The organism is Ottowia sp. VDI28, assembly GCF_049532675.1.
Classification (GTDB): domain Bacteria; phylum Pseudomonadota; class Gammaproteobacteria; order Burkholderiales; family Burkholderiaceae_C; genus Ottowia.
The window spans coordinates 411504-436719 of the sequence record NZ_CP149820.1 but is presented as its reverse complement, the minus strand read 5'-3'; the positions used below and the strand labels follow the sequence as shown (position 1 = coordinate 436719).

Here is a 25216-nt window from a genome sequence, read left to right as displayed (position 1 = left end):
GGAAGGTCACAAGCCGAGGGAGATACACGCGGGCATGCACGCCCGACCTACCAGCGCTGCAAATCAATCAACCGCCGCTGACCCTCACCCCAACCCTCTCCCGCAGGCGGAAGAGGGAGCCAATACAGCGGAGCCTGTTGATTCGCGGGCCAAGCGAAGCGATGGCGCGAGCCACGGGTCCCCTCTGGCCGTGCCGAGGAGCACAGAGCGAGGGGTGGGCAAGGGCACTGCAAGATGCCCTTGCTTCGTGCTCTAGCTTGCCGGCGTTGTTTGAGCGGCGTGAACGAAGTGAACATAGCGAGTTCGACGGCACCGCCCCTTGATCGAGCACCGCAGGTTGCCCGTAGCGAAGCGCAGGGACACGGCAAGTGGGGTCGCCTTTTCTTGGGTCACCTTCTTTTGGCGACGCAAAAGAAGGTGACTGCACTGCCGAGGGCAATCCCGGCCTCCGGCCTCAATTCAAACTACAGAAGGCCACTAGGAAGCTGAAGGCCGTTCAGATCAACCTCCAGTGAAAGCCCCCATCCCAACCTTCCCCCAAGAGGGGAAGGAGTAAGACCACGGAACTTATTGAGGGGCCGATACCGCAGAGCCTGTCAAAGAGCGCGCCGCCTCATCGGCTGGAAGGAAAGCTGAACATGGCCCCTTCCCGCACCCCGGCCGAAGGCCACCGCTGCGTGATCGTCTTGCGCTTGGTATAGAAGCGCACCGCGTCGGGTCCATAGGCATGCAGATCGCCAAACAGGCTGCGCTTCCAGCCGCCGAAAGAGTGGTAGGCCACCGGCACCGGCAGCGGCACATTCACCCCCACCATGCCCACTTGGATGTGATCTGTGAAATACCGCGCCGCCTCGCCATCGCGGGTAAAGATGCACGTGCCATTGCCGTACTCGTGATCGTTGATAAGCTTCATCCCTTCTTCGAGCGTTTTCACGCGCACGATGCCAAGCACTGGCCCGAAGATCTCCTCCTGGTAGATCTTCATGCCAGGTTTCACACGATCGAACAGGCAAGGGCCAAGGAAATAGCCTTCCTCATGGCCAGCCACCTGCAGCCCACGGCCATCAACCAGCAGCTCCGCGCCTTCGGCCACGCCATGGTCCACGTAGCCTTTGACCTTCTCAAAGTGCGGCTTGGTGATGAGCGGCCCCATATCGTTGCCGTTGTCCGTGCCAGGGCCTACCTTGACCTTGGCGATCTCGGTCTTCAGGCCGGAGATCATCTGCTCGGCCACTTCATCGCCCACGCACACGATCAAGGGCACAGCCATGCAGCGCTCGCCGCAACTGCCGTAAGCGGCGCCCATCATGGCGCTCACCGCGTTGGCGATATCGGCATCAGGCATCACCACCGCATGGTTCTTCGCACCGCCCAGCGCCTGCACGCGCTTGCCATGCCTGCAACCTTCGGCGTAGATGTACTCGGCGATCGGCGTGGAGCCGACGAAGCTGACAGCTTTCACGCGCGCATCGCGCAGCAGCGTGTCCACGGCTTCCTTATCGCCGTTGACCACGTTCAGTACGCCCGGCGGCAAGCCGGCTTTCTGCGCCAGCTCCGCGATGAAGAGGGCGCTGCTCGGATCGCGCTCCGAGGGCTTCAGCACGAAGGTGTTTCCGCACACGACGGCCATCGGCCACATCCAGAGCGGCACCATGGCCGGGAAATTGAAAGGCGTGATGCCCGCGGCCACGCCAAGCGCCTGGTGCTCGGCCCACGAGTCGATGCCAGGGCCCGCGTTGCGCGAATGCTCACCCTTGAGCAACTCCGGCGCGTAGCTCGCGTACTCGACGTTCTCGATGCCGCGCTGCAGTTCGCCATGCGCATCATTGAGCACTTTGCCATGTTCGGCGGTGATCATCTGGGCAATCTGCTCGGCATGCTCTTCCAGCAGCCCCTTCAGCTTGCTCATCACCCGCGCGCGCTTGAGCGGCGGTGTGTCGCGCCATGCCGGAAAAGCCTTCTCGGCCGCGGCGATCGCCTGCTCCACCGTGGCTTGCGATGCGAGCGCCACGTGGCCACTGACCTGGCCGGTGGCGGGATTGAATACCGGCTGCGTACGCGCAGCGTCGTGGACGATCTGGCCGTCGATGAGGTGGCCTATGGTCTGGGTAACAGGTTTATCGCGGTTCATGGTTAGTTAGCGTCAAATCAGAAAAAACGTGATCGGAACGTGTTTACGATCTCAGGCCGTTGCCGCCAGCGCATCGCCAAGCGCGCTCACCAGCCGGTCGAGTTCGGCCTTCTCGCTGATGAAGGGCGGCGCGAGCTGGATGGTGTCACCACCGTAGCGCACGTAGAAGCCGTTCTTCCAGCAGTGCATGGCGATCTCGTAGGGCCGCTTGGCGGGCTCGCTTGGCACGGCGGCAATGGTGATCCCCGCGGCCAGGCCGTAGTTGCGCACATCCACCACGTGCTTCGCGCCCTGAAGGCTGTGCACGGCGGCCTCGAAATGGGCACTGAGGGCTTTCACACGCCCTGGGCCGTCTTCGGCCTCCAGAAGATCCAGCGCGGCCAGGGCAGCGGCGCAAGCCACCGGATGGGCGCTATAGGTATAGCCGTGCGCGAACTCGAGCATGTAGTCCGGCCCGCCAGCGGCCATGAAGGTGTCGTAGATGCCTTTGCTGGCCACCACGCCGCCCAACGGCTGCACGCCATTGGTGATCTGCTTGGCGAAGGTCATGATGTCGGGCGTCACGCCGAAGGCTTCGGCCCCCGTCATGGTGCCGCAGCGGCCAAAGCCGGTAATGACTTCGTCGAAGATCAGCAGAATATCGTGCTGCGTGCAGATTTCGCGCAAGCGCTGCAGATAGCCCACGGGCGGCACGACCACCCCGCCGGAGCCGCTGAAGGGCTCCACGATGACGGCCGCGATATTGCTGGCGTCATGCAAGGCGATCACGTCCAGCAGCTTGTCTGCCAATGCCTTGCCGCCCTCGGCGGGCTGTCCCTTCACGAAGCTTCCCGCCGGCGGCTGGGTATGGGGGATGTGGTCAGCCGCCACAGCCTGCCCATAGAGCTTGCGGTTGGCCACCATGCCGCCCACCGAAATGCCGCCGAAGTTCACGCCGTGGTAGCCCTTCTCGCGCCCCACCAGCAGCTGTTTGCCGCCCTGGCCTTTCAGGCGCCAGTAGGCACGCGCCATTTTCAGCGCCGTATCGGCGGCCTCGGAACCGCTGCTGGTGAAGAAAACGTAGTCGAGCCCCTCGGGCACCAGTCCTTTCACGCGGTTGGCCAACTCGAAGGAGAGCGGCTGGCCGAACTGGAAACCGGGTGCGTAATCGAGCTTGGCGGCCTGCTTGCCCACCGCCTCGGCGATCTCGCGCCGGCCATGTCCCAGGCCGGAGCACCACAGGCCGGAGAGGCCGTCGAACACCTGCCGGCCATCGGCATCGGTGTAGTAGGCGCCTTGCGCTGCCACGATCATGCGCGGATCGCGCTTGAACTGGCGATTGCCCGTGAAAGGCATCCAATGCGCATCGAGCCAGGCAGCGTCCTGGCGGATAGCGGCGTTTTGGGGGGCAGTGGTCACGCTCATGAGGTTCTCCTCGGATCAGGTCGGATGCAGGCATTGTCAGCATCCGCTTTAATGGGTTAAATACGCAAATATTCAAGTTTAGTTGCCGAAAAATGCAAGTAATCGACAAAGCCCCCGAGCTCGCGCTCTGCTTGGCCAGGTCAGCGACATGGATCTGCGCCTGCTACAGGTTTTCAAGGCGGTAGTGGAATGCGGCGGGCTGTCGGCGGCCGAGCTGGAACTGAACATCGGCACCAGCACGGTCAGCCGCCACGTGAAAGACCTGGAAACGCGCCTGGGGCTCACTCTGTGCCGCCGCGGGCGCGCGGGTTTCGCCCTGACCACAGAGGGCCAGCGGGTATACGACGAAACCTTGCGTCTGCTGGCCGCTGTCGACGGATTTCGCGCCGGCATTGACGACATCCATCAGCGCATGGGCGGCACGCTGGCCCTGGCCGTGTTCGACAAAACGGCCAGCAACCCCGAGGCACGCATTCATGCGGCCATTGCCGCCTTCACGGACAAGGCGCCGGACGTAAAGCTGCACCTGCATGTGGGCAGCATCCAGGCCATCGAGCGCGGCGTGATGGACGGCAGCTTCGCCGTCGGCATCATCCCCACGCACCGAGCCTCGGCCAGCCTGCGCTACCACCGGCTCTTCGGTGAAACCATGCACCTGTATTGCGGGGCCGGGCATCCGATGTTTGCACCGGAGCAAGACGCGCTCGACTGGACCACCCTGCGTGCCCGCAAAGACTTTGCCGGGCTGGGCTACCACTCGCCGAACATGGAACTCACCCACGGCCAGCGCCTGCGCCGCGCCGCCACCGCGTTCGAGCAGGAGGCCATCGCCACGCTGATCCTTTCCGGCCGCTTTCTCGGCTTTCTGCCCGATCACTACGCCGAAGCCTTCGTGCAACGAGGCCAGATGCGCGCCGTACGCCCCGAGTTGCTGCACTATGCGTGTGATTTCGTCAGCGTCCTGCGCCGTTCGCCTGCGCCTTCCCGGATCGCCCAGGCATTCCATGCCTGCCTGATCGCCGCGCACTAGCATCCCACAGACCCTAGGGTTGATAGCGTGCCGCTATCATGGCTTGTTCTGCCAAGCCCCCATGTCCCCTCGTACCGCCAAGCCCGCCGCTTTTTCAGCCACCGAATTCCGCACCGCGCTGGGAATGTTCGCCACAGGCGTCACTATCGTGACGGCACGCGGCGAAACCGGCGAACCGGTTGGGCTCACGGCCAATTCCTTCAATTCGGTCTCGCTCGATCCTCCGCTGGTGCTGTGGAGCCTGGCGCTGCGTTCCGGTTCGATGCCCGCGTTTCGTGCCGGCACGCACTACGCCATCAACGTGCTGGCGGCTGACCAGCAAGAGCTGGCTTTGCGCTTTGCCGCCTCTTCCGGTGACCGCTGGCAGGATGTGCCCTGGCGCTCGGGCATGGCGGGCGCGCCATTGATCGAAGGGGCGGCCGCCAGCTTCGAGTGTTTCAACAGAAGCCGTTATGAAGAAGGCGATCACGTGATTTTTGTCGGCCAGGTCGAGCATTGCTCCCACCGGGCCGGCGCTTCGCCGCTGCTGTTTCACGGCGGGCGGTTCTATACCGAGCATCCGCTATGACCACCACGCCGATCATGCGCCACGACCACCTGGACGGCCGTGCCGTGAGTCTGTTGGTCGTGTGCTGCTTCTTCTGGGGCCTCCAGCAGGTACTGGTGAAAGCCACCCTACCCGAGCTGGCGCCGATCTTCCAGGCCTCCGTCCGCTTCGTAGGCGCCACGGTACTGCTCTGGCTCTGGTGCCGTTGGCGCGGCGTGAAAATGCTGGGGCCGAGCGGCTCGCTGGCGCCGGGCCTCCTCGCCGGCCTGCTGTTCGCGGGCGAATTCGCCTGCATGTTCATCGGGCTGGAGCACACCACGGCCTCTCGGCTCACGGTCTTTCTCTACACCTCTCCCTTCTGGGTGGCGCTTCTGGTGCCGCTCTTCGTGCCGACCGAACGCCTGCGGCCCGCGCAGTGGCTCGGCCTCGCGTGCGCTTTCATCGCGGTGGTTTTCGCGCTGTGGGACAGTTTCACCCACCAGGGCCCGGGCTCGACCTGGGCGGGCGACCTGCTGGGGCTGGGGGCGGGCTTGTTCTGGGGCCTGACCACAGTGGTGATCCGCAGCACTCGGCTGGCCACCGCGGCACCTGAGCCACTGCTGACCTACCAAGTCACGGTGAGCGCGGTGGTGCTGCCGATCCTGTCCCTGGCCCTTGGCGAGCCTTGGCAATGGCACTGGAGCCCGTTTGCCGCCACCTCGGTTGCGCTGCAGACCGTGATCGGCGCCTTCGCCAGCTACCTCGCCTGGATGTGGCTGCTCTCGCGCTACCCGGCTACGAAGGTCTCCGCCTTCGTCTTCCTTACCCCGCTGTTTGCCCTGCTCTTCGGCACACTGTGGCTGGGCGAGACCGTGACGGTCAACCTGCTGGCGGCGATGGCGCTGGTGGCCGTTGGCATTGTGCTGGTCAACAGGAAGGCCCCGGCGCGCGGCTGAGGCAGCTTCCATAAGAGCGTGTTCAGGTACTGGTAATCCGTCTGAACGGCACCATATGCGGGTGAGCGGCGTTTTCCGCCACTTTCATCTACCATTGCATCCATGGAGTTCAAGGACTACTACCAGACCCTCGGCGTGGACAAAAGCGCCAGTGCCGACGACATCAAGAAAGCCTACCGGAAGCTGGCACGCAAGTACCACCCGGACGTCAGCAAGGAGGCCGACGCTTCCGCGCGCATGGCCGAAGTGAATGAGGCCAACGAGGTGCTGGGCGACCCGGAAAAACGCGCCGCCTATGACACTGTCGGAGCGCAGGCCTGGGCGCGCGGTGCACGATCGGGCGACGACGTGCGGCCGCCACCCGGCTGGGATACGGGCTTCGAGTTCAGCGACGGAGGAGGCGGCGGCGGTGGCCATGACGCCGACTACAGCGAATTCTTCGAACACATGTTCGGCCGGGCCGCACGCGCACAACGTGCCGGCGGCGGCAGCGCGCACCGGGGAAGCGCCCAGATGCGCGGCAACGATCACCATGCCAAGATCGAACTGGAACTGATTGACGCCTACCGGGGCGCCGAACGCACCATCCACCTGCAAAGCGCTCGCGTTGACGACAGCGGCCATGTCGTGCCCGAGGAACGCGCGCTGCAAGTGAAAATTCCGAAAGGCGTGAAAGAGGGCCAGTTGATCCGCCTGGCCGGTCAGGGCAGTCCCGGTTTCGGCGGCGGCCCGGCAGGCGATCTGCTGCTGGAAGTGCATTTCCGGCCCGATCCGCGCTGGCGCATCGACGGCCGCGATATCACGCAGCGGTTGCGCGTAACCCCATGGGAAGCGGCCCTCGGCGCGGGCGTACGGGTCGACACGCCGGAAGGCACCACGGTCGAAGTCACGGTTCCGCCCGGCTCCGGCACGGGCCGCAAGCTGCGCCTGAAGGGCCGCGGCATTCCGTCGTCCACCACCCCTGGCGATCTGTATCTGGAACTCGAGCCCGCGATCCCTGGCGCCGTAACCGACGCGCAACGAAGTGCCTGGCAGGCGCTCGCCGATACCTACCCCGGCTTTGATCCAAGAGCTCAATGAAACACCCCCTGAGTCACCTTTGGTGCCTTCCCCCTCTCTTCGGGAGGGGGACAACGCCAGCGGCCGGCGCAGGTCCGTCCACGGCGTTCCACGCATGGCCTGCTCCGCGGCCTTTCGGCTCTTTCGTTTCATGCCATGCGGGCTGCGCACAATGATGGATTATTGATATGAACCCCACTCCTATCCCAGCGCATCTGGTCGAGTTGCTGGCCGATGATGGCCTGACCGTTCAGGACCTGGCACGCGGCGTTCGCATGGAGCCCGACTGGGTGGTCACACATGTGGAAGCGGGCGTCTTCCAGCCGTGTGCCGGCCAAGCCGTGACCGAATGGCGTTTTACCAGCACCACCTTGGTACGGGCGCGCCGCATCGCGCAGTTGGAACACACCTTCGACGCAGACCCTCAATTGGCCGCGCTCACGGCCGACCTGATGGAAGAAGTCGCCGTGCTACGCCGGCAACTGCAAATTTAAAAATCAGGCTTCGGCCCCGGATCCAGAACGTCACATATGCTTGCCAACCTCACGCCATTTCTCGTCCAGTGGGCCATCACCGCGCTCGCACTCTGGGTGGCCAGCCATATTTTCAAAGGCGTGAAATTCGAAAGCACGGGCGCGCTGGTGGTTTCGGCGCTGCTGCTGGGCTTTGCAAACGCCATCGTCAAGCCGCTGCTGATCGTGCTCACGCTGCCGCTCACCGTGCTCACATTCGGCCTGTTCCTCCTGGTGGTGAACGCCCTCGTGATCCTGCTGGTATCCGCCCTGGTCAAGGGCTTTCGCCTTTCCGGCTTCTGGACTGCCCTGTTTGCCAGCCTGTTCGTCTCGGTGCTCAGCTTCCTCATCGGCGCATTCGTCACCGGCAACGATCCGAGCATGACCATCCAGATGCCGCAAGGAACTGGAACCTGGCTCTGAGCCCCCTCAAAAACCCCTCGGGGCGCTCTCAGAACCCTAGTCAGAACCCCAGGCCCACGCCCCAACCGCCACGCCCGTGGTGATGCCCGCCCAGGACACCCCCCACTGACAGCGTCACACCCACCGGGGTAGCGTACAGGGGAGCAGGTTGCACATAGACCGGCTGCGCTGGCGCAGGGGCATAAACCACCTGCGGCGCCACCGGGTAAGGCTGCTGATACGCGGGTGGCGGATAGGCTGGAGCAGTCACCACCGCGCCGGGCGGCAGGTTGCCGGCCTCGGGGTAGGGTGCCGGATAACCGCCCGGCAATGGATAAGCCCCCGCCACGGGCTGCGGCGCCACCGGGTAGCTCTGCACTTCGGATGGCTCATAGCCGCCGTACACGTTGCCGGCGGGCGCTGGCACCTGAACCCAGGCTCCGGGGTCATTGGCCATCCGGCTCTGGTAGCGCCGGCCGCCGATTTCATAGCTGACGTCATAACCCGTGACACGGTTTTCATAGCGCGTGGCACAGCCGCCGGCATAGCGCTGCTGGGCTTCAGCCGTATTGCCCAAAGCGGCGCCCCCCAGCACACCAGCCGCCGTAGCCAGCGCCCGGCCATCACCATGGCCAAAGGCATTGCCCACCACACCGCCGATCACGGCCCCCACCATGGCACCGAGGCCGGATGTAGCCGCGTAGCCCCCAGGCGCACAACCCTGCACCGGAACGGCCTCCCACGCGGGCGTTGAAGACAACACACGCGCCGTGACCATTTGCTGCGCCCCAGCCAGCGAGGCACCTAATGCCAAGCCAGCCAATGCAAGAGATTTGCAAGCCAGCGCAAGTGAATTCATGCCGTTCTCCACCATTGAACACAAGAAAGGGCGGCGCGTGGCGCAGCCGCTCCTTCGCATCCAACGCCGCTCGGTACCCCCTGGCCGACCAGCTTTACTCGCGATTCACAAGCGCGGCGCCTGGACGGCCCTTCACTGCTCATTCTGAAGCCCGTTCACGCAGACCACTGAGTAAGTCTGTGGAAAAAAACAGCGCAACCTGAGAGCTATCCACAGCCTGAAACCATACGCTCAAGTTGTTCCTCTGGCCAGCGGGCGCGCCAAACACGTTCCGCACACCCGACAATTCATCGTAAGCCTTTGAAACTGAATGATTTTCGAATCATTTCCACAAATCCACAAAGCTCTACTACAACTATCTATTTAATAAACTAGATAAAAAGAATACTAGGGATAACCATAGGAGCGTGGAAACTTGACTTCCCGTTCCCTCTGGCCGGCCCTTTGAACACGTTCTTGGGCTAAGGTAGTTGCGTCTCTCCGACTGGCTGGAGCCAAGAAAATGACTGAGCATCGAATCTATGCCACCGCGTTTTCCAAGGTGTACCCCCTCTATGTGCAAAAGGCGGAGCGCAAAAATCGGACCAAGGACGAGGTGGATCAGATCATCCGATGGCTGACCGGGTATGACCAGGCGGGGCTGGAAAAGCAACTCCAGCAACAAAGCGATCTGGCGGCCTTCTTTGCCCAGGCGCCAGCCATTCACCCGAATGCGTCGCTGATCAAAGGCGTGGTGTGTGGTGTCCGCGTGGAGGAGGTGCAGGAGCTGCTCATGCAGAAAATAAGGTATCTGGACAAGCTGATCGATGAACTTGCGAAAGGCAAGGCCATGGAAAAGATCTTGCGCCAATAGCGAACACCCGCCGACACCCTCAATACCGGAGACGCGGCCGCTCCTTGGCCGCACCTCCTGCTCTCAAGGTCAGCCGCCGCGCACCATCTGCATGATCTTGGCGGTATTCAACCCGCGCGCCGTCTCCTGCATCTGCGGCAGGTATTGCGTCTGCAACTGCCGGCCATCGGCCATGACGTGCTGGTAGGCATCGCGCAGCATCTGCGTGCTGAGCGTGCGGCCCCCCGCATAGTACTGGTTGGCAACGTGCCCCAGGGCATAGGTGGCGGCAAAGCTCATGCCGCTGCTCACCGCCTGACGGCCCAGGCCACCGAAGATGCCTTTGCCCAGCAGACCGGAGAGCAGCCGGCGGCCCGCCTGTTCCAGGTACTGCGAGGTAAGGCCCACCCCCAGGGTGGCCAGCAGATCCTTGATGTGGCCGCTGTCCAACTCATAGCCGTAGCTCTGGCCGACCTGGTAGACCAGGCGCATCTGCAGCGGGATGATGGCCAGGGTGGACAGATTCTCTGGCAGCAGCTCGATCGCGCCGTTGAGGATCGATGCGTTGAGAATCTTCCGGTCCATGTCAGCGGCAGACAGATTGCCTGGGCGCCGCTGCGCGGCCGTGCCCTGCAAGGTATCGACGGCGACAGGATGCGGTACCGCCTGGCCTGGCTTGGCCACCTCCGGCAGCGCTGTGACGGGTCCGTCCAGCGGTGCGGCCGATACGGCACTGGCCTGCTCGGCAAACGCCGTTGGCGCCTGGTCCAGCGCCTCGCGCAGTTGCGTCAGGAAATCCTGCTCCTGCGGACTGGTCTGGCCATCGGCCTCGCACACGCAAAGGGCCATCTCGTAGGCTAGCTGGCGCGCTTCGCCGCTGGCCAGTTTCGGCAGCACATCGGCCAATTGAACGCGGCGCATCAGCACGTCCTGATACAGGCCGGGCAGATTGATCTGCTGGTCTTGAGCCAGCCCTTCAGCCACCTGGCGAATCTGCTCGCGCTCGCGGTCGTGCTTGTCCCCATCGGCATAGGCCGCCAACAGGCAGACGGTCAGAATGGCGCGGATTTCTTCAGTGCTCATCAGTTTCCTTGTGAAGTCGGGCGGTATCGTGCGTATGGGGCCGCCATGCGGTTCACTTATTGATCCCCCATGGCGAGTCTGGTTCCCCTCTGACCATCAAGGCAGCAAGGCCATGCGGTCTACCTCGAACTCGGTCTTTCTCAAGCCCTTGTCGAGTTCGCCCAGCAGTTCGACCCGCTGCTCGGCACTGACCGTCTGGCCAGCCGGGAATTTCTTGTCGTCGATCTCCATCGTGATACGGCCCGTTGCATCTTCGAAGGTGTAATGCTCCCCGCCGTCGTGCGACACGATGCGGCCTTGCAGGCGCGCATGCTGATCGTCCTTGCCCGTATCGAGCAATTGTTTGACCGTCATCAGCGGTACGGTGCTCGGGCCCGAATACACGCCGGAAGCGGCGGCCTTGGGGGCTGTGCTGGGGCCGCTGTAGCTCGCGGATTGTGCAATCGCGGCGGTGGTCGCGCCCAAGGCCAGCAGGGCGGCAGCGGCGAACGCGGAAACGGTTTTGCGCATGGTTCAACTCCTTATCGTAGGTAAAAAGTTATTCCACCCCTTGTGGAATAACCCTATTGGAGCCGTCGAACATGAAGGCAATCTGATGTGGCCCGTGCGCCGCATCACCCCTGATCACACCTGGTCTGCCGGAAAGTCCATCACCACACTCAAGCCCCCGCCATCCAATCCTTCCTCGAAATGCAGGGAGGCGCCATGCAGTTGCGCGATGCGCGCCACGATGGACAAGCCCAGGCCGTTACCGGTCTGCCCGGTACCCAATACCCGGAAGAACCGTTCCCCAAGCCGCGCCCGCTGCTCGGCCGGAACACCGGCGCCATCATCCCGCACAGCCAGGCGCGTGCCGCCCTGCGGCAATCGCAGGGTTTCGATGCGCACCCGGCCTCCTTCGCGGCCATAGCGCACGGCATTGTCAAGAAGATTGCGTAATGCGCTCGCGAGCAGAGGCGGTGAAGCCCATACCCGCGGCTCGGCCAATGACTGCTCCACGCGCATGTTCCTGGCTTGCGCGGCTTCGAGATTCAAGCTGTCCAGCAGGGCACCCAGATCAACGGCCTCCCGGTTCAGAGGGGCTGCCTGCGGCTCCAGCCGGGCCAGCGCCAACAGGCTTTCCACCAGCGCGGTGCAGCGGTCCAGGTCGGCGCGCAACTGCCGCAGGTGCGGTTCCGGCAGCTTCAGCTCCCGTTCGATGAGTTGAACGCGCATGCGCAGGGCCGACAGCGGCGTGCGCAACTCATGTGCCGCATCGGCGGTGAAACGCCGCTCGCGGTCCAGCGCGGCCCCCAGGCGGGCGAGCAGAGTGTTGAGGGCGTTCAGGATCGACTGCAGTTCACGTGGCGGGTTCTGAGCCTGCACGGGCGCCAGATCATCCGGCGATTTCGCACCAATCCGCTCGGCCGCCTCTTCCAGCGGCCGCAGCAGGCGCCGGATCAGCAGCCAGCTCAACAAGCCCAGCAGCGCCAGCAACCCCAACGCCGGCCAGATCAGGCTCTCGGCCATGTCCTCCAGCAACTCCAGGCGCTCCTCCATCGGCTGCCCCACCTGAGCGGTGACACCCGCCCGGCCAGGGCGCACATAGACCCGCCAGAGCTTGCCATCCACCCAAACCGTGGTTTTCTCCTTGTGCCGGGCATGCGGCAGAAAAGCCGTTACAGGAGTGCCCTCTCCCCGCACCAGCACCCGGCCGTCGGAAGCCACGAGCTGGTAATACATGCGAAGCTTCAGTGCTTCGTCCCGCCCGAGGCGAGGGCTGCGGTCTGCGCCGAGGGCGGCATCGCCCGGCACGCCCAGCTGCAATACCAGGCGCGCGCCTTCTTCCAGCGCATCATCGAACACCTCGCTGGTCGCCAGCCAGGCCACGCCCACCACAATGGCAAGGCTAACCAGCCACAGGCTGATGCTGGTGCCCATCACCATTAACAGCAAGCGCCGCCGCAGTGACCAGCCGCCGCGCGGGGGCGCGGGGTTTACCGCGTCCATTCGGTTTCGGCTCGGCAACCATCGGAAAAATGTCATGCTGGCGCCAATCCGTAACCCTGATTGCGCACGGTCACGATGAAACGGGTGCCCAGCTTCTTGCGCAGGTTGTAGATATGGACTTCGATGGCGTTGCTTTCGACCTCCTCGCCCCAGCCATAGAGAGCCTCCTCCAATTGGGCCCGGCTCAGGATATGGGTTGGCCTTCGCATCAAGGCCTGCAGAACGGCGAACTCCCGTGCGGTGAGCGTCAATGGCTCTCCATCCAGCGTCACGCGCTTGGCGGCGGGGTCCAGAACGACCGGGCCATGGCGCAGCACAGGTGCCGGTTGTGCCGCGCTCCGGCGCAAGGCCGCGCGAACCCGTGCCGAGAGCTCTTCCAGATCGAACGGCTTGACCAGATAATCGTCCGCGCCCAAATCCAGGCCCTGCACACGGTCGGCCAACGTATCGCGCGCAGTGATCACGATCACCGGCAACTGCGCGCGTGAGGTACCGCCGGCACGCAAGGCCCGCAGCACGGCATCGCCATCCAGGCCCGGCAGGCCCCTGTCGAGCAGCACACAGTGGTATTCATGCGTGGCCAGCGCGGCGGCGGCCTGATCACCGCGTGTCAGCCAATCGACCGCATAGCCATCCATCTGCAGCCATGATTGCAGCGAGCTGCCCAGGGAAGGATCGTCTTCAATCAGGAGAATGCGCATGCGGCAGAGCGTACGGCAGAAACATGAAGCGAAGCTGATGCCCGCACGTCAGCGTGTCTTCATGATCCCGGACGCTCCACCCATGTCAGGCTTGCCGGGTCCGCGCGAAGGCGACATACCAATCCAGGCTCTGCGGATTGGCCATGGCCTCCTTGTTGACGACTTTCTCTAGAGGCTGGCCCAGCAGGAGTTTCTTGATGGGCAGTTCCTGCTTCTTGCCTGAAAGGGTGCGGGGAATCTCGGGCACCTGAAAAATATCGTCCGGCACGAACCGGGGGCTCAAGGACTGGCGAATGGCGGCCTTGAGACGCCCCTTCAGCGCCTCATCCAGCGCCACGCCAGCGCGCAGCACCACGAACAGCGGCATGTAGCTGTCGCGGCCGAGGTATTCGAGATCGACCACCATGGAATCAAGCACCTCGGCGATGCCTTCCACCGCGCTGTAGATCTCACTGGTGCCCATGCGCAGGCCGTGGCGGTTGATGGTCGCATCGCTGCGGCCGTAGATCACGCACCAATCGCCTTGCCCTTGCTCGTCTCCGACGCGCAACCAATCGCCGTGGCGCCAGACGCTGCCGGCCGAAGCATCCAGATCCCCGCCGCCGGGTTTGCGGCCGTGGCCGGGCGGGTACATCTCGAAATAACTTCCCTTGTAGCGCGCACCGTCAGGATCATTCACCAGGTACAGCGGCATGGAGGGAAGCGGTTGTGTGCAGACCAGCTCGCCCACCTGGCCGGACACCGGCTCACCAGCATCGTTCCAGGCCTCCACCGCCGCACCAAGCAAGCGGCATTGCATCACGCCCGGTGACTGCGGCAACTCCCTGTTGCCGCCAATGAATGCGCCCGCGAAATCTGTGCCGCCGGAGATGTTGCACCACCAGATATCCTCTTGCTCGGGGATGGCCGCGATGCGGCTGAACTGCGCGGTGCCCCATTGCTGCACGTCGGGCGCGAGCGGCGAGCCCGTGGTGCCGAGAGCGCGGACACGGGACAGATCTCCACAAGCGCCCAGATCAACGCCCGCCTTCATGCAGTTGGCATAGAACGCGGCACCGGCCCCCAGAAAGCTCACCTGATGGCGTGCGGCAAAGCGCCACAGCACCGTCCAATCGGGTGCGTCCTTGCTGCCGCCGGGACTGCCGTCAAAAAGAACGCAGGTAGTACCGGACATCAGGCCGGACATCTGGGCATTCCACATCACCCAGCCGGTGGAGCTGTACCAGTGATAGCGTTCGCCGAAGGTCTCTGGCGCGTAACTGCAGCCGATATCGTTGTGCAGGCTGCCCTGCATCATCATGACCATGATCATCCCGCCATGGCCATGCACGATGGGCTTGGGCAGGCCCGTGGTGCCGCTTGAATAAACCACCCACACCGGATGATCGAAAGGCACCCACAAAGGCTCGAAGGCCGCCGTTCCGGCATCGTCGCGGACCGCGACCTCTTCGAAATCCGATGCGCCGCTGATGTCCGCCGTGCTCTTCAAATTGCGGTACACCAGTGTGTGCTTCACCGTGGGCAACGCTTCACGCAACTGCTGCACGACTTCCAGCCGGTCGATGTCGCGCCCCGCCCAGGTCACACCGTCGCAGGCGATCAGCACCTTGGGCTCGATCTGCTTGAAGCGGTCCAGCACGGCATTGGTACCCATGTCGGGTGCGCACACGCTCCAGACCGCACCGAGGCTGGCGGTGGCCAGAAAGGCCACCATGGTTTCCGGGATGTTGGGCAGGTAGGCCGCCACGCGATCGCCGGGCTCCACGCCCTGCGCCCGCAAGTGCAGTGCCAGCGCGGCCACCTGCCGCCGCAGCTCGGGCCATGAAAGCTCGCGCGCCTGGCCTTTTTCGTTGTCGCTGATGATCGCCGGCAGCCCGGCGGCATGCGCCGGCTCCACGTGCCGCAGCACCTGCCGGGCATAGTTCGTCTGCGCGCCAGGGAACCACCGGGCGCCCGGCATCACATTGCGCTCCAGCACGGCCGTGTGAGGCGTGGGCGATTGAAGATCCAGGTAATCCCAGATGCTCTGCCAGAAAGCTTCCACCTCGGTCGTCGACCAACGCCAGAGGTCGTGATAGTTGTTGAACGAGAGGCCGTGCTTCTCGCTCAACCAATTCTGGTAGCGGCGGATCTGGGGAACACGGGGGGATGTGCGGGTAGCGGCGCGGGTACTGACGATGCTCATGCTCCGGATTATTAGGCCGAGGGCCCAGGTATGTCATCCCCTGAAACCCCCAATGCGTCCCCAATGCGTCCTCAAGGCGCCCCCAGTCGGGCGTCATTGGCAACGAATGGGCATGCGCAGTGCCTCCGTTCACTTCACCGCGTCCACGATCCGTGTCCAGGCCTGCACATCGCGGTTCAGGAACGCCTGGAATTCGGCGGGTGCCATCACCATCGGCTCATTGCCCATCTCCAGCAAGCGCGGTGTCAATGCCCGCATGGTTTCGCCGATGGCACGATTGAGCTGCTCCACCACAGGCGCGGGCGTGCCGGCCGGGGCGATGAAGCCGTACCACGGCGTGACATCGAAGCCAGGATAGGTCTCGGCCACGGCGGGTATCTCGGGCAAACTGGCCGCGCGCTTGCCACTGGTCACGGCAATGACCTTGGCCTTGCCGGTCTGCACGATCGGGGCGCTGGCCGCCTGCCCTCCGAACGCCATCTGGATATCGTTGGACACCAAGCCCTGCAGGATGCCCTTGGTACCGTAGGTGACACCGGTGATGTCGGCCCCGCTGACGCGCACGAACCACTCGGTGGCAATGCCCGCGAAGGTCTTGGGCCCGGCCGAGCCGTAGTTGAAGGTGCCCGGCGCGGCCTTGGAGCGGGCCACCAGCGTCTTCACATCGCCTATGCCCAGGCTGCTGTTGACGATCACCACCATGGGAAGGCTCATCATCGGTGCGACCGGCACGAAGGCCATCTGCGGATCGAAAGGCAGCTTGATGCCCGCCGAGGTCTGATTGACGGAGTGCGTGGCGCTGATGACACCCAGGGTGTAGCCGTCCGGCGCCGACTTGGCGACCGCATCCGGCGCGATGGATTCGTTGCCTCCAGGGCGATTCTCGACCAGCACCGGTTGCCCCAGGCGCTTCTGCATCTCGGGCGCCATCATGCGCGCGACGATGTCCGCGCCTCCGCCGGCGCCCTGCGGAAGCAGAATCCGTATGGGACGGCTCGGGAAAGTATCGGCCGCGGCATGGGATACGGCCAGTACAGCCACGGCAGCCGTGGCAAGAACTCGTAGCAGGTGCATGGGGAGGTCTCCTGATGTAGTTTCGGTGGGTTCAAACTTCAGTGCGTTCGGTACGCGGTCCGCGTTCATCCGGGCTGCAGAACCTTTCGCCGCTCAGAATCCGCGCTCGCGCTGCTTCACGAGCGCGGTGAGCGTGGCATTGACGGGAGCCTCGAGGCCGCGGCGCGCAGCCTGCCGGGGAATCGCGCCGTTGATCACGTCGATTTCACTCGGACGGCGCTTCTCGTGGTCGAGCAGCACTGAGGGCTTGGCATCAGCGACGCGCTTGCCAAAGGCCCGCACGTGCGCCACGGCATCCTCCACCCGGATGCCGATACCGCAGGCGCGGGCCATAGTCCACGCTTCCACGGCGGCGGCCCGGCTGACGGGGCCGATCTCCGGATCGTCCATGACCTGCCCGACCGTCAAACCCGTCAACGCGCACGGCGCGCTGTACGCCACGTTGCAGATCAGCTTTTCCCACTGCATGGCCAGCACATCCTCCACCGCATCGGCATTGAATCCCGCATCGCGCCAGATCCTGGCCACCGCCTCGGCCTGCGTCAAAGGCAAACCCGCATAAGGCCCCATGCGTATCGCCGCCATGCCCTCGTGCCGGGCGTGGCCTGGGCCGCGCAGGGACGCGCCGAAGGCCGCGGCCACGCCCACCAGCAGCCGGTCGGCACCTATTTCGGCGGCCACCGCATCGGCGCTGCCCAGGCCGTTCTGTATGGTCAGCACCACCGTGTGCGGTGCCAACATCGCGTGTGCATCGCGCGCGGCTTGCGCGGTCTGCGCTGCCTTGGTGGCGATGATCACCAGGTCCATGGGCTCGCGCGGCGCCTCGGTGGCAGCCGCCAGGCGCACCCTGCGGTCGCCGCTGGCGCCTTCCACACGCAAGCCTTGTTCGCCGATGGCCTGCACGTGCGCCCGCCAATGGTCCACCACCTGAAGTTCATTGCCCGCGCTGGCCAGCAACCCGGCGTATACCGAACCCATGGCGCCGCATCCCACCACAGCTATCTTCATTGGCACTCTCTTTCATTCACGACAGCAGTTGCCGCAGCGCGGGTTCCAGTTCACGTTTTTCTTCCAGGCCGAAGCCAGGCGCATCGGTCGGCCGTACCAGGCCCCCACCCACGATGCAGCCCGGCGGGTAGCCCCCGAAGGGCTGGAACACACCGGGGTAAGCCTCGCACCCGCCCAGGCCAAGTCCGGTGGCAATGTGCAGGTTGATCAGGTGGCCGCCATGGGGATGGGCTTGCGTGCGGTCGTAGCCCGAGGCCTCCATCAGCGCCAGCATGCCGGCATATTCCGTCAGGCCATAGGCCAGCCCGGCATCCATCTGGAACACGTCGACGCCGGGGCGCATGCCGCCGAAACGCAGCAAATTGCGTACATCGGCCACCGAGAAAAGGTTTTCACCGGTCGCCACCGGCCCACCATAGCGCTCGATCACTTGCCGGTTGAGCTCGAAGTCCAGGGGATCGCCCACCTCCTCGTACCAGCGCAGCCGCAAGGGCTGGAGCCATTCGGCGTAGGCGATGGCCGTCGGCAGGTCGAAGCGGCCGTTGGCATCCACCGCCAGATGGCCGCCCTCGCGGGCAATCTCCAGCGCGGCCTGCACCCGCTCGATATCCTGCGGCATCGGGGCTCCGCCGACTTTGATCTTGAAGGCGCTGAAGCCCAGGTCCCGGTAGCCCGAGAGTTCGTCGACCAGCCGGCGCACGTTGTCCTCGCCGGGGTAATAGTAGCCGCCAGCTGCGTACACATGCACGCCGTCAGCCGCCGTGCGGCCGAAGTGGCGAGCGATGGTCTGGCAGGCTGGTTCGTCGCGCAGTTTCGCATTGAGATCCCACAGCGCGAGTTCGAGTGCGCCCACGGCCGCCGCGCGGTCGCCATGGCCGCCGGGTTTCTCGTCGCGCATCATCACCTTGAACGCGCGGGCAGGGTCGAAAGCCGTGCCGTCGTCAGCGAGGAGTTCCGCCGGCGGCGCGGCCAGCAGCCGTGGAATGAAGCGTTCGCGCAGCAGCCCTCCCTGCGCGAAGCGGCCGATCGAGTCGAAAGCGAGGCCCACCAGCGGCTGCCCCTGGCGCACCACGTCGGTGAAAACCGCCACCATGGACACTGTGTGCGCGGAAAAATTGACGACGGCATTGGCCATGTTGCCTTCAAGGGGCACAGTGAGTTCGCGGATGTCGGTAATGCGCATGGAGGTGCAGGCATGAAACAGGCAGAAATGTACACGTGTTCATTTAAAACGCAAAGAGCATCGTCACGTCCTATCAATCTCAATGATTTTTCACTGGGCAGTGTGCATGGAATAATGAGCACACAAAAATGATGACGTGTGCAAAACTTGCAAAATTTATCCGGAAACCGCCCCGCCAGGGCAAGCACGCCGTGATCGGTAGGATGCCGGAATGAAACCACTGCCCGCAGGCATGAGTGCCGTGACGATCCGCGACATCGCGAATGACCTATCGATGTCGCATGCCACTGTCTCGCGCGCGCTCGCGAACCACCCGAGCGTCAAGCCCGATACCAAGCTGCGGGTGCAGACGCGGGCCCGCGAACTCGGCTACGTGCCCAATGGGCTGGCGCAGAGCATGCGCGGCACGCATGGGCCGGTGCTGGGGCTCGTCATCCCCGATATCCAGAACGAGTTCTATGCCGCCATGGCACAGATCGTGGCCGACGCTGCCGCCGCGCGCGGCTTTCACTTGGCGCTCAGCATCACGGAAGACGATCCCGACCGGGAGATGGGCGATGTGCGCGCGCTCCTCGTCTCCCGGGCAGCGGGTGTCATCATCACCCCCACCAGCAAGGCCCGGGCCGAGACCCTGGAGATGCTGCGCGGCATCAATGCGGCCCAACTCGTGCGGCGCCACCCCGGTATCGCGCACGAGGCCGTTCTGATCGACGATTTCGCGGGCGTTGCTTCGGCCACCAGGCATCTGGTGAACTACGGGCACCGCCGCATCGCCTACGTGGGCACACACCCCGACATCAGCTGCGGGCTCGACCGGCATGAAGGGTTCCGCTCGGTGATGGCCGAATATGGGCTGGATGCGGGACACACCGCGCTCGGGCCGCCACGCCCGGAATTCGCCCAGCATGCCGTGACATCCCTGCTGGCGGCGGGAAACCAGCGCCCCACCGCGCTGGTGGTGGGCAGCTCCAGCCTCACCATCGGCGCGCTGGAGGCGCTGCGCGGCCTGAGGCTGCGGTGGCCGGAAGACATTTCGCTGGTGGGCTACGGCGACCCGGTCTGGTTCAAATTGATCGGCCATGGACTGACGACGGTGCAACTGCCGGTTCAGGAGATGGGGCGATATGCAACCAGCCTGCTGTTGATGCGCTTCGAGGGCAGTTCGACCATGGCAGCCGGCAGCACAGGAGAAGCCTCGCGCTTTGCGCCGTCCCTGGTGGTGCGGGGATCGACAGCCATTTTCCCGCACTCGCCTCAAGAGTATCAGGCCCGGCCTTAGAACGTGAACACGTTCTGAGCCTGCCGGCCATCCGCCCCAGCGAGTTGGGGTTCGCGGGTTTGTACGAATGTTCAAAAAACTTGTACACCTGTCCAATCCGCTCATGCCCGCTCCCGTGCTGCCCCCTTCCAGATCGCCAACGCCTCCTTCGCGGCGCGCGGCATCCGCGGAGCGGCGCGACCGCCGCACGGACATCCTCCTGGCGGCGGAAAAACTCTTCGCCCAGCACGGCTATCACGCGGTATCGCTGCGGCAGATCGCCAGCGAGGCAGGCGTGCCACTGGCCCTGGTGGGCTACTATTTCGGTGCCAAGAACGAGTTGTTCCACGCCATCTTCGAGCGTTGGCAGCCCACCATCGAAGCGCGCCTGGCGCTGCTGCGCGAAGCGGTGTCGGAAACACGGGAGCAACCGTCAGCCCTGCCCCGCATCGTGAGCGCGTTCGTGGAGCCCGTGCTGCGGATGCGTGCCAGCCCCGAGGGCGAGTCCTATGCCCTGCTGGTGAGCCGCGAGTTGTCCTATGCCCGCGACGAAGCTGACCGCGTTCTGCACGATTTCTTCGATCCCCTCGCACACGCCTTCATCGACGCGCTGCATAGCGCCCGGCCCGGGGTCTCGCGCGCGCAAGTGGCCTGGAGCTATCAATTCGCGCTGGGCGCCCTGTTGCATCACATCAGCGACCGGCGCATCGAGCGTCTTTCTCATGGCGTCAGCACCCCTAACGATGCGGACGCAGCCCCGCTGCTGGTTCGCTTCATCACCGCCGGCATAGACGCCGCCCTTCAAACTCAAACAACCCCAAGGAGACCCTCATGAAACGCCGCAATACCTTGCAAGCCATGGCCGCGCTGGCCGCTGCCGGCTTCATCCGCCCCGCTCTCAGCCAGACGACCAAGATCGTCTTCGGTTACACGGCGGTGACTGATTTCGCCTCCGTCTTCGTGGCTGCCGAGCAGGGCTATTTCAAGAAGCGCGGGCTGGATGTCGAACTGAAGTTCATCCCGCTCAATTCCACCATTCCTGCAGCCGTTCAGGCCGATTCGCTGCAGATCGGCGGACCGACACCAAGCGTGTACCTGCAATCGGTGGACGGCGGGCTGGATCAGGTGGTGGTGTCCGGCGGTGGCGTCACCTCGAAATCAATCACTGGCTTCGGCCTGGTGGCGCGCGCGGGCAGCGGCATCAAGACCGCCGCCGATTGCCTGGGCAAGAAGATCGGTGTGCCGGGCCTGGGCGCGTTCCTGCATGTCACCTTCCGTGCATGGCTCAAGGACCAGGGCGTGGATTACAAGAAGGTCAATTTCGTGGAAGCGGCCTTCCCCCAACATGGCGACATGCTGCGCGGCGGCTCGGTCGATGCGGTGATCAGCGCCGATCCCTTCATGAGCCGCATCACGGAAACCGGTGCGGGCTACGTGGCTTCGTACTATTCCACTTTCCTGCCTGAAGGCCAGCCGACCATCATCTATGTCGCCAAGCGCGATTGGGCGCAGAAGAATGCCGCCGCGGTGCGCAACTTCCAGCAAGCCATCCAGGAAGCAGGCACCTTCATACAGAACCCCAAGAACAACGCCGCGGTACGTACTGCCATCGGCAAATACATCAAGCTGCCGCCGGAGGTGCTGGCGCACGCGCAGATTTCTCCGCCCGGCCCGGTGGTCACGACCAAGCAGCTCGACTACTGGGTAGGCCTGATGAAGGACCAGGGCATGCTGAAGACTTCGCCCAACGTCGCCTCGCTGCTGTTCAAGTGACGAGTGAATAGTGAGTAACGGAAGCCAGATGACGGACTGCGTTCTTGAATTCGATCGTGTCGCCATTCACCTGGGCGGGCGCGAAATACTCTCTCCCACCAGTGTTCAGATCAAGCGCGGCGAATTCGTTTGCATCATCGGCCCTTCTGGCTGCGGCAAGACCACCTTGCTGCGGGCGGCGGCTGGCTTCGTCTCGCCCACGAGCGGGCAGGTCACGCGGCGCGGCCAGCCAGTGACTGACCCCTCCCGTGAAGCCGCCTTCGTATTCCAGGACTACGGACGCGCCCTGCTGCCCTGGCGCACGGTGGAGCGCAACGTGGCCCTGGCGCTGGAGGCGGCGCGTGTGCCGGCTGCAGAGCAGCCCGAACGCATCAAGCGTGTGCTGGCCACGGTAGGCCTCAGCGCCCATGCGCACAAATTTCCGGCCCAGCTCTCCGGCGGCATGCAGCAGCGTGTACAGATCGCGCGCTGCCTTGCGCAGACGCCCGAGCTGATGATGATGGACGAGCCCTTCGGTGCGTTGGATGCCATGACGCGCGAAAGCCTTCAGGACGAAGTAGCGCGCCTGGTGCGCGAGCAAGGCCTTACGGTGCTGTTCGTGACGCACGATCTGGAAGAAGCCTTGTATCTGGGCGATCGCGTGCTGGCCCTGCGTGCCAACCCTACACCGGAGCAGCCCAGCCTGGCAGCATTGATCGACGTCCCGTTGCCCCAGCCCCGCGAGCAACTCTCCACCAAGGAGCACCCGGAGTTCCTGCGGCTGCGGCGCGAGCTCTACCACTACCTGGGGCATCATTCATGAAGCCGCTTCTGTGTTTCTCCCTCCCCCGGGGTCCAGCATGATCAGGCGGCTGCGCCCCTTCGTCTTTCCGGTATTGATCCTGGCGGCGCTGGAGCTCTGGGCCCGCACCGTGGGCGCGCAAAGCGATGCCATCGCACCGCCAAGCGCGGCTCTGCACGCCTTCGGCGGTGCATTGACCGATGGTTCGCTGCTGGCTGCTACCGGCTTCACCCTCGGCAGCGCGGCACTCGGCCTGCTGATCGGGGGTGGATTGGGCGTGGCGCTGGGCACGCTGCTGGGGCTCTCCGCCGCGCGGCGCGGCTGTCTTTTCTCAGCGTGGAAATTCTGAGGCCTGTGCCCTCCGTCGCCCTGATTCCACTCGCCATGCTGGTCTTCGGCTTTGGGCTGCGCATGGAAGTCAGCGTGGTGGCTTTTGCCTGCCTCTGGCCGATCGGCATGCTGACGCAAGCCGCCGTGCAGCAGGTCGAGCCTCGCCTGCTGGAAGTGGCGCGTGCCTTGCAGATGAGCGCCTGGCAGCGCTTTTCATGGATCGTCGGCCCGGCCATCGTCCCCCGCTTGTTCGTGGCGCTGCGTCTGGGCGTGGCGATCGCGCTGGTGGTCGCCGTGACGGTGGAAATCGCCGCCAACCCCAACGGCATGGGCTACGCCATGATGATCGCGCAGCAGAGCCTGGATCCCGCTCTGATGCTGGCCTGGCTGCTCTGGATCGGCGTGGTGGGTTTTGCCATCAACGCGGGCGCCGAGTGGGTGCAGCGCAAGGTGGCCGAGCGCATGGGTGAGGTGGCCGCATGAACCGGCGCTTCACTCCTGCCGACATGGCCGGCTCCCTCGCCGTGCTGGCGGCCCTGCTGGCCCTGTGGTGGCTGGCCAGCCACGGCGGTTGGGTCAGCAAGGTGTTTCTGCCCACGCCCGAGGCCACGCTCGCGAGCCTTCGGGAAGGCTTGGCCGAAGGCGAACTGGGCGCCTTCACGGCAGCCACTGTCGGCCGCATGCTGGCCGGCTGGGGACTTGCTGGTGTCGCTGGCATCGCCCTGGGCGCGCTGATCGGCAGCAGCGCCGCCGCGCGCGCATGGATTGGCCCCACGCTCGAGTTCATCCGCCCGCTGCCGGCTTCGGCGGTCATGCCGCTGGCCATTGCCATCTTCGGCCTTTCCAGCGGCATGGTGCTTTCGGTGGTGGCCTTTGGATCCATGTGGCCAGTGCTGCTGGCCACGGTGCATGGGCTGGCTGGTGTCCACCCTCGCCTGCGGGAAGTGGCTGCCGCACTGCAGATGGGGCGTGGAGAATTTCTCTGGAAGATCGGCCTGCCCAACGCGCTGCCTGACATCGTGGCCGGCATGCGGCTGGCGATGACCATATCCCTGATCGTCAGCGTGGTGGGCGAAATGATCGCCTCGCAACCTGGCCTTGGCCAGGCCATCCTGCTGGCTGCGCGCGCTTTCCGCGCCAGCGAACTTTTCGCCGGCATCGTCTTGCTGGGTGCTATCGGCTTTGTCAGCAACGCGCTTCTGGCGATGGCGGAGCGGCGCCTGCTGCGTTGGCAACACCCTTAACTCATTCATTCCCCTGGAGGCTTCCATGGCACGCAAATTCATTGATCTATCCATCTATCTGGAAAACGACGTCATCTCCGATCCGCCGGCTTTCGCGCCGAAGATCGAGTACTTCAACCACCAGAACTCGTTCGAGCAAATGGCGCCCTTCTTTCCCGGCCTGAAGAAGGAAGATCTTCCGGATGGCGAGGTCTGGGCCGTGGAACAAATCCAGCTCTCCACCCACAATGGCACGCACCTGGATGCGCCCTATCATTTCCATAGCACCATGGACAAGGCCCTTGGCAACAAGAAACCGGCCTGGACCATTGACGAAGTGCCGCTGGAATGGTGCTTCCAGCCAGGGGTGAAACTGGATTTCCGCCACCTTGCCGACGGCTATGTGGTCACCGCCGCCGACGTCGAAGCCGAGCTCAAGCGCATCGGCCACGAACTGAGTCCGCTTGAAATCGTCGTCGTCAACACCCGCGCGGGCAGCCGTTATGGGCACAACGACTTCGTATCCGCAGGCTGCGGCATGGGCTATGAAGCCACGATGTACTTGCTGGAACGCGGCGTGCGCCTGACAGGGACAGACGCCTGGAGCTGGGACGCCCCCTTCGTCTACACCGCCGAAAAATACGCCGAGAGCCACGACGCCGGCCTGATCTGGGAAGGCCACAAGGCGGGGCGCGACATCGGCTACTGCCACCTGGAAAAACTGCACAACCTCGAGGCGCTGCCGCCCACCGGCTTCTATATCTCGTGCTTCCCCCACAAGATCCGTGGCGCCTCGGCAGGCTGGACGCGCGCCGTGGCGATCTTCGATGACGTCCTGATGGCTAGTACGAACTGATCTGACAGAGAAGCCTCAGTATTCCCGCCAGTCTCCGTCATTCCCGCGCAGGCGGGAATGA

The 25216-nt window shown here is 64.4% G+C and carries 26 protein-coding genes; 15 read left to right on the top strand and 11 right to left on the bottom strand.

Going from position 1 to position 25216, the window contains the following annotated elements:
* Positions 1-613: 613 nt before the first annotated feature.
* Positions 614-2131, bottom strand: coding sequence for a CoA-acylating methylmalonate-semialdehyde dehydrogenase (locus WJU18_RS02000; RefSeq protein ID WP_423458506.1), 1518 nt, complete (start codon positions 2129-2131; stop codon positions 614-616).
* Between the two features lie 51 nt (positions 2132-2182).
* Complete coding sequence (locus tag WJU18_RS01995; protein ID WP_423458505.1) at positions 2183-3535, bottom strand: aspartate aminotransferase family protein; 1353 nt, start codon at positions 3533-3535, stop codon at positions 2183-2185.
* Positions 3536-3683: 148 nt separating this feature from the next.
* On the opposite strand from WJU18_RS01995, the gene WJU18_RS01990 reads away from it, so the two are divergent.
* The 6 genes from WJU18_RS01990 (at position 3684) to WJU18_RS01965 (ending at position 8041) form a co-directional block, all read left to right on the top strand.
* A complete protein-coding gene (locus tag WJU18_RS01990; RefSeq protein WP_423458504.1) occupies positions 3684-4565 on the top strand; it encodes a LysR family transcriptional regulator in 882 nt (293 codons plus the stop codon).
* Positions 4566-4626: 61 nt separating this feature from the next.
* Positions 4627-5133: a flavin reductase family protein gene (locus WJU18_RS01985; protein WP_423458503.1), complete on the top strand. Its 507-nt coding sequence runs from the start codon at positions 4627-4629 to the stop codon at positions 5131-5133.
* On the top strand, positions 5130-6047 hold the full coding sequence (locus WJU18_RS01980; RefSeq protein WP_423458502.1) for a DMT family transporter: 918 nt from the start codon (positions 5130-5132) through the stop codon (positions 6045-6047). The genes WJU18_RS01985 and WJU18_RS01980 overlap by 4 nt, the downstream gene beginning before the upstream one ends.
* A gap of 102 nt (positions 6048-6149) precedes the next feature.
* On the top strand, positions 6150-7127 hold the full coding sequence (locus tag WJU18_RS01975) for a DnaJ C-terminal domain-containing protein (RefSeq protein ID WP_423458501.1): 978 nt from the start codon (positions 6150-6152) through the stop codon (positions 7125-7127).
* Between the two features lie 167 nt (positions 7128-7294).
* Entirely contained in the window at positions 7295-7600 is a 306-nt protein-coding gene (locus tag WJU18_RS01970; RefSeq protein WP_423458500.1) for a MerR family transcriptional regulator, read from the top strand.
* Between the two features lie 36 nt (positions 7601-7636).
* Positions 7637-8041, top strand: coding sequence for a phage holin family protein (locus WJU18_RS01965; protein WP_423458499.1), 405 nt, complete (start codon positions 7637-7639; stop codon positions 8039-8041).
* Between the two features lie 40 nt (positions 8042-8081).
* On the opposite strand, the gene WJU18_RS01960 is transcribed toward WJU18_RS01965, so the two are convergent.
* Entirely contained in the window at positions 8082-8879 is a 798-nt protein-coding gene (locus WJU18_RS01960) for a glycine zipper 2TM domain-containing protein (protein WP_423458498.1), read from the bottom strand.
* A 502-nt stretch (positions 8880-9381) separates the two neighbouring features.
* Between WJU18_RS01960 and WJU18_RS01955 the strand changes: the two genes are divergently transcribed.
* Complete coding sequence (locus tag WJU18_RS01955) at positions 9382-9732, top strand: DUF2200 domain-containing protein (RefSeq protein WP_423458497.1); 351 nt, start codon at positions 9382-9384, stop codon at positions 9730-9732.
* A 69-nt stretch (positions 9733-9801) separates the two neighbouring features.
* Here WJU18_RS01955 and WJU18_RS01950 read toward each other — a convergent pair whose 3' ends face one another.
* The 8 genes from WJU18_RS01950 to WJU18_RS01915 form a co-directional block, all read right to left on the bottom strand.
* Positions 9802-10794, bottom strand: coding sequence for a YcjF family protein (locus WJU18_RS01950; RefSeq protein WP_423458496.1), 993 nt, complete (start codon positions 10792-10794; stop codon positions 9802-9804).
* 96 nt (positions 10795-10890) lie between these two features.
* Entirely contained in the window at positions 10891-11304 is a 414-nt protein-coding gene (locus WJU18_RS01945) for a YgiW/YdeI family stress tolerance OB fold protein (RefSeq protein ID WP_423458495.1), read from the bottom strand.
* Between the two features lie 114 nt (positions 11305-11418).
* Positions 11419-12783, bottom strand: coding sequence for an ATP-binding protein (locus WJU18_RS01940; protein WP_423458494.1), 1365 nt, complete (start codon positions 12781-12783; stop codon positions 11419-11421).
* 32 nt (positions 12784-12815) lie between these two features.
* Positions 12816-13484 (bottom strand): response regulator transcription factor, encoded by a 669-nt coding sequence (locus WJU18_RS01935; RefSeq protein ID WP_423458493.1) that lies wholly within the window; start codon positions 13482-13484, stop codon positions 12816-12818.
* 85 nt (positions 13485-13569) lie between these two features.
* Positions 13570-15669 (bottom strand): acetoacetate--CoA ligase, encoded by a 2100-nt coding sequence (locus tag WJU18_RS01930; protein ID WP_423458492.1) that lies wholly within the window; start codon positions 15667-15669, stop codon positions 13570-13572.
* A gap of 129 nt (positions 15670-15798) precedes the next feature.
* The gene (locus WJU18_RS01925; RefSeq protein WP_423458491.1) at positions 15799-16743 is read right to left on the bottom strand and encodes a tripartite tricarboxylate transporter substrate-binding protein; all 945 of its coding nucleotides are present in this window, start codon (positions 16741-16743) and stop codon (positions 15799-15801) included.
* Between the two features lie 93 nt (positions 16744-16836).
* Complete coding sequence (locus WJU18_RS01920) at positions 16837-17751, bottom strand: ketopantoate reductase family protein (protein ID WP_423458490.1); 915 nt, start codon at positions 17749-17751, stop codon at positions 16837-16839.
* Positions 17752-17767: 16 nt separating this feature from the next.
* A complete protein-coding gene (locus tag WJU18_RS01915) occupies positions 17768-18934 on the bottom strand; it encodes an enolase C-terminal domain-like protein (protein WP_423458489.1) in 1167 nt (388 codons plus the stop codon).
* A gap of 211 nt (positions 18935-19145) precedes the next feature.
* Here WJU18_RS01915 and WJU18_RS01910 point away from each other — a divergent pair, with 211 nt between their 5' ends.
* From WJU18_RS01910 to WJU18_RS01875, 8 genes are all read left to right on the top strand, one after another.
* Entirely contained in the window at positions 19146-20213 is a 1068-nt protein-coding gene (locus WJU18_RS01910; protein WP_423458488.1) for a LacI family DNA-binding transcriptional regulator, read from the top strand.
* 67 nt (positions 20214-20280) lie between these two features.
* Complete coding sequence (locus WJU18_RS01905; protein WP_423458487.1) at positions 20281-21027, top strand: TetR/AcrR family transcriptional regulator; 747 nt, start codon at positions 20281-20283, stop codon at positions 21025-21027.
* Positions 21024-21965 carry an ABC transporter substrate-binding protein gene (locus WJU18_RS01900; protein ID WP_423458486.1) on the top strand — a complete coding sequence of 314 codons (942 nt, stop codon included), beginning with the start codon at positions 21024-21026 and terminating at the stop codon, positions 21963-21965. The genes WJU18_RS01905 and WJU18_RS01900 overlap by 4 nt, the downstream gene beginning before the upstream one ends.
* Positions 21966-21993: 28 nt before the next feature.
* Positions 21994-22767 (top strand): ABC transporter ATP-binding protein, encoded by a 774-nt coding sequence (locus WJU18_RS01895; RefSeq protein WP_423460915.1) that lies wholly within the window; start codon positions 21994-21996, stop codon positions 22765-22767.
* A 37-nt stretch (positions 22768-22804) separates the two neighbouring features.
* Complete coding sequence (locus WJU18_RS01890; RefSeq protein WP_423458485.1) at positions 22805-23095, top strand: hypothetical protein; 291 nt, start codon at positions 22805-22807, stop codon at positions 23093-23095.
* A gap of 5 nt (positions 23096-23100) precedes the next feature.
* A complete protein-coding gene (locus WJU18_RS01885) occupies positions 23101-23559 on the top strand; it encodes an ABC transporter permease (protein ID WP_423458484.1) in 459 nt (152 codons plus the stop codon).
* A complete protein-coding gene (locus tag WJU18_RS01880; RefSeq protein WP_423458483.1) occupies positions 23556-24320 on the top strand; it encodes an ABC transporter permease in 765 nt (254 codons plus the stop codon). Before WJU18_RS01885 ends, WJU18_RS01880 begins: the two co-directional genes overlap by 4 nt.
* Before the next feature lie 25 nt (positions 24321-24345).
* Positions 24346-25155 carry a cyclase family protein gene (locus WJU18_RS01875; RefSeq protein ID WP_423458482.1) on the top strand — a complete coding sequence of 270 codons (810 nt, stop codon included), beginning with the start codon at positions 24346-24348 and terminating at the stop codon, positions 25153-25155.
* Positions 25156-25216: the final 61 nt, after the last annotated feature.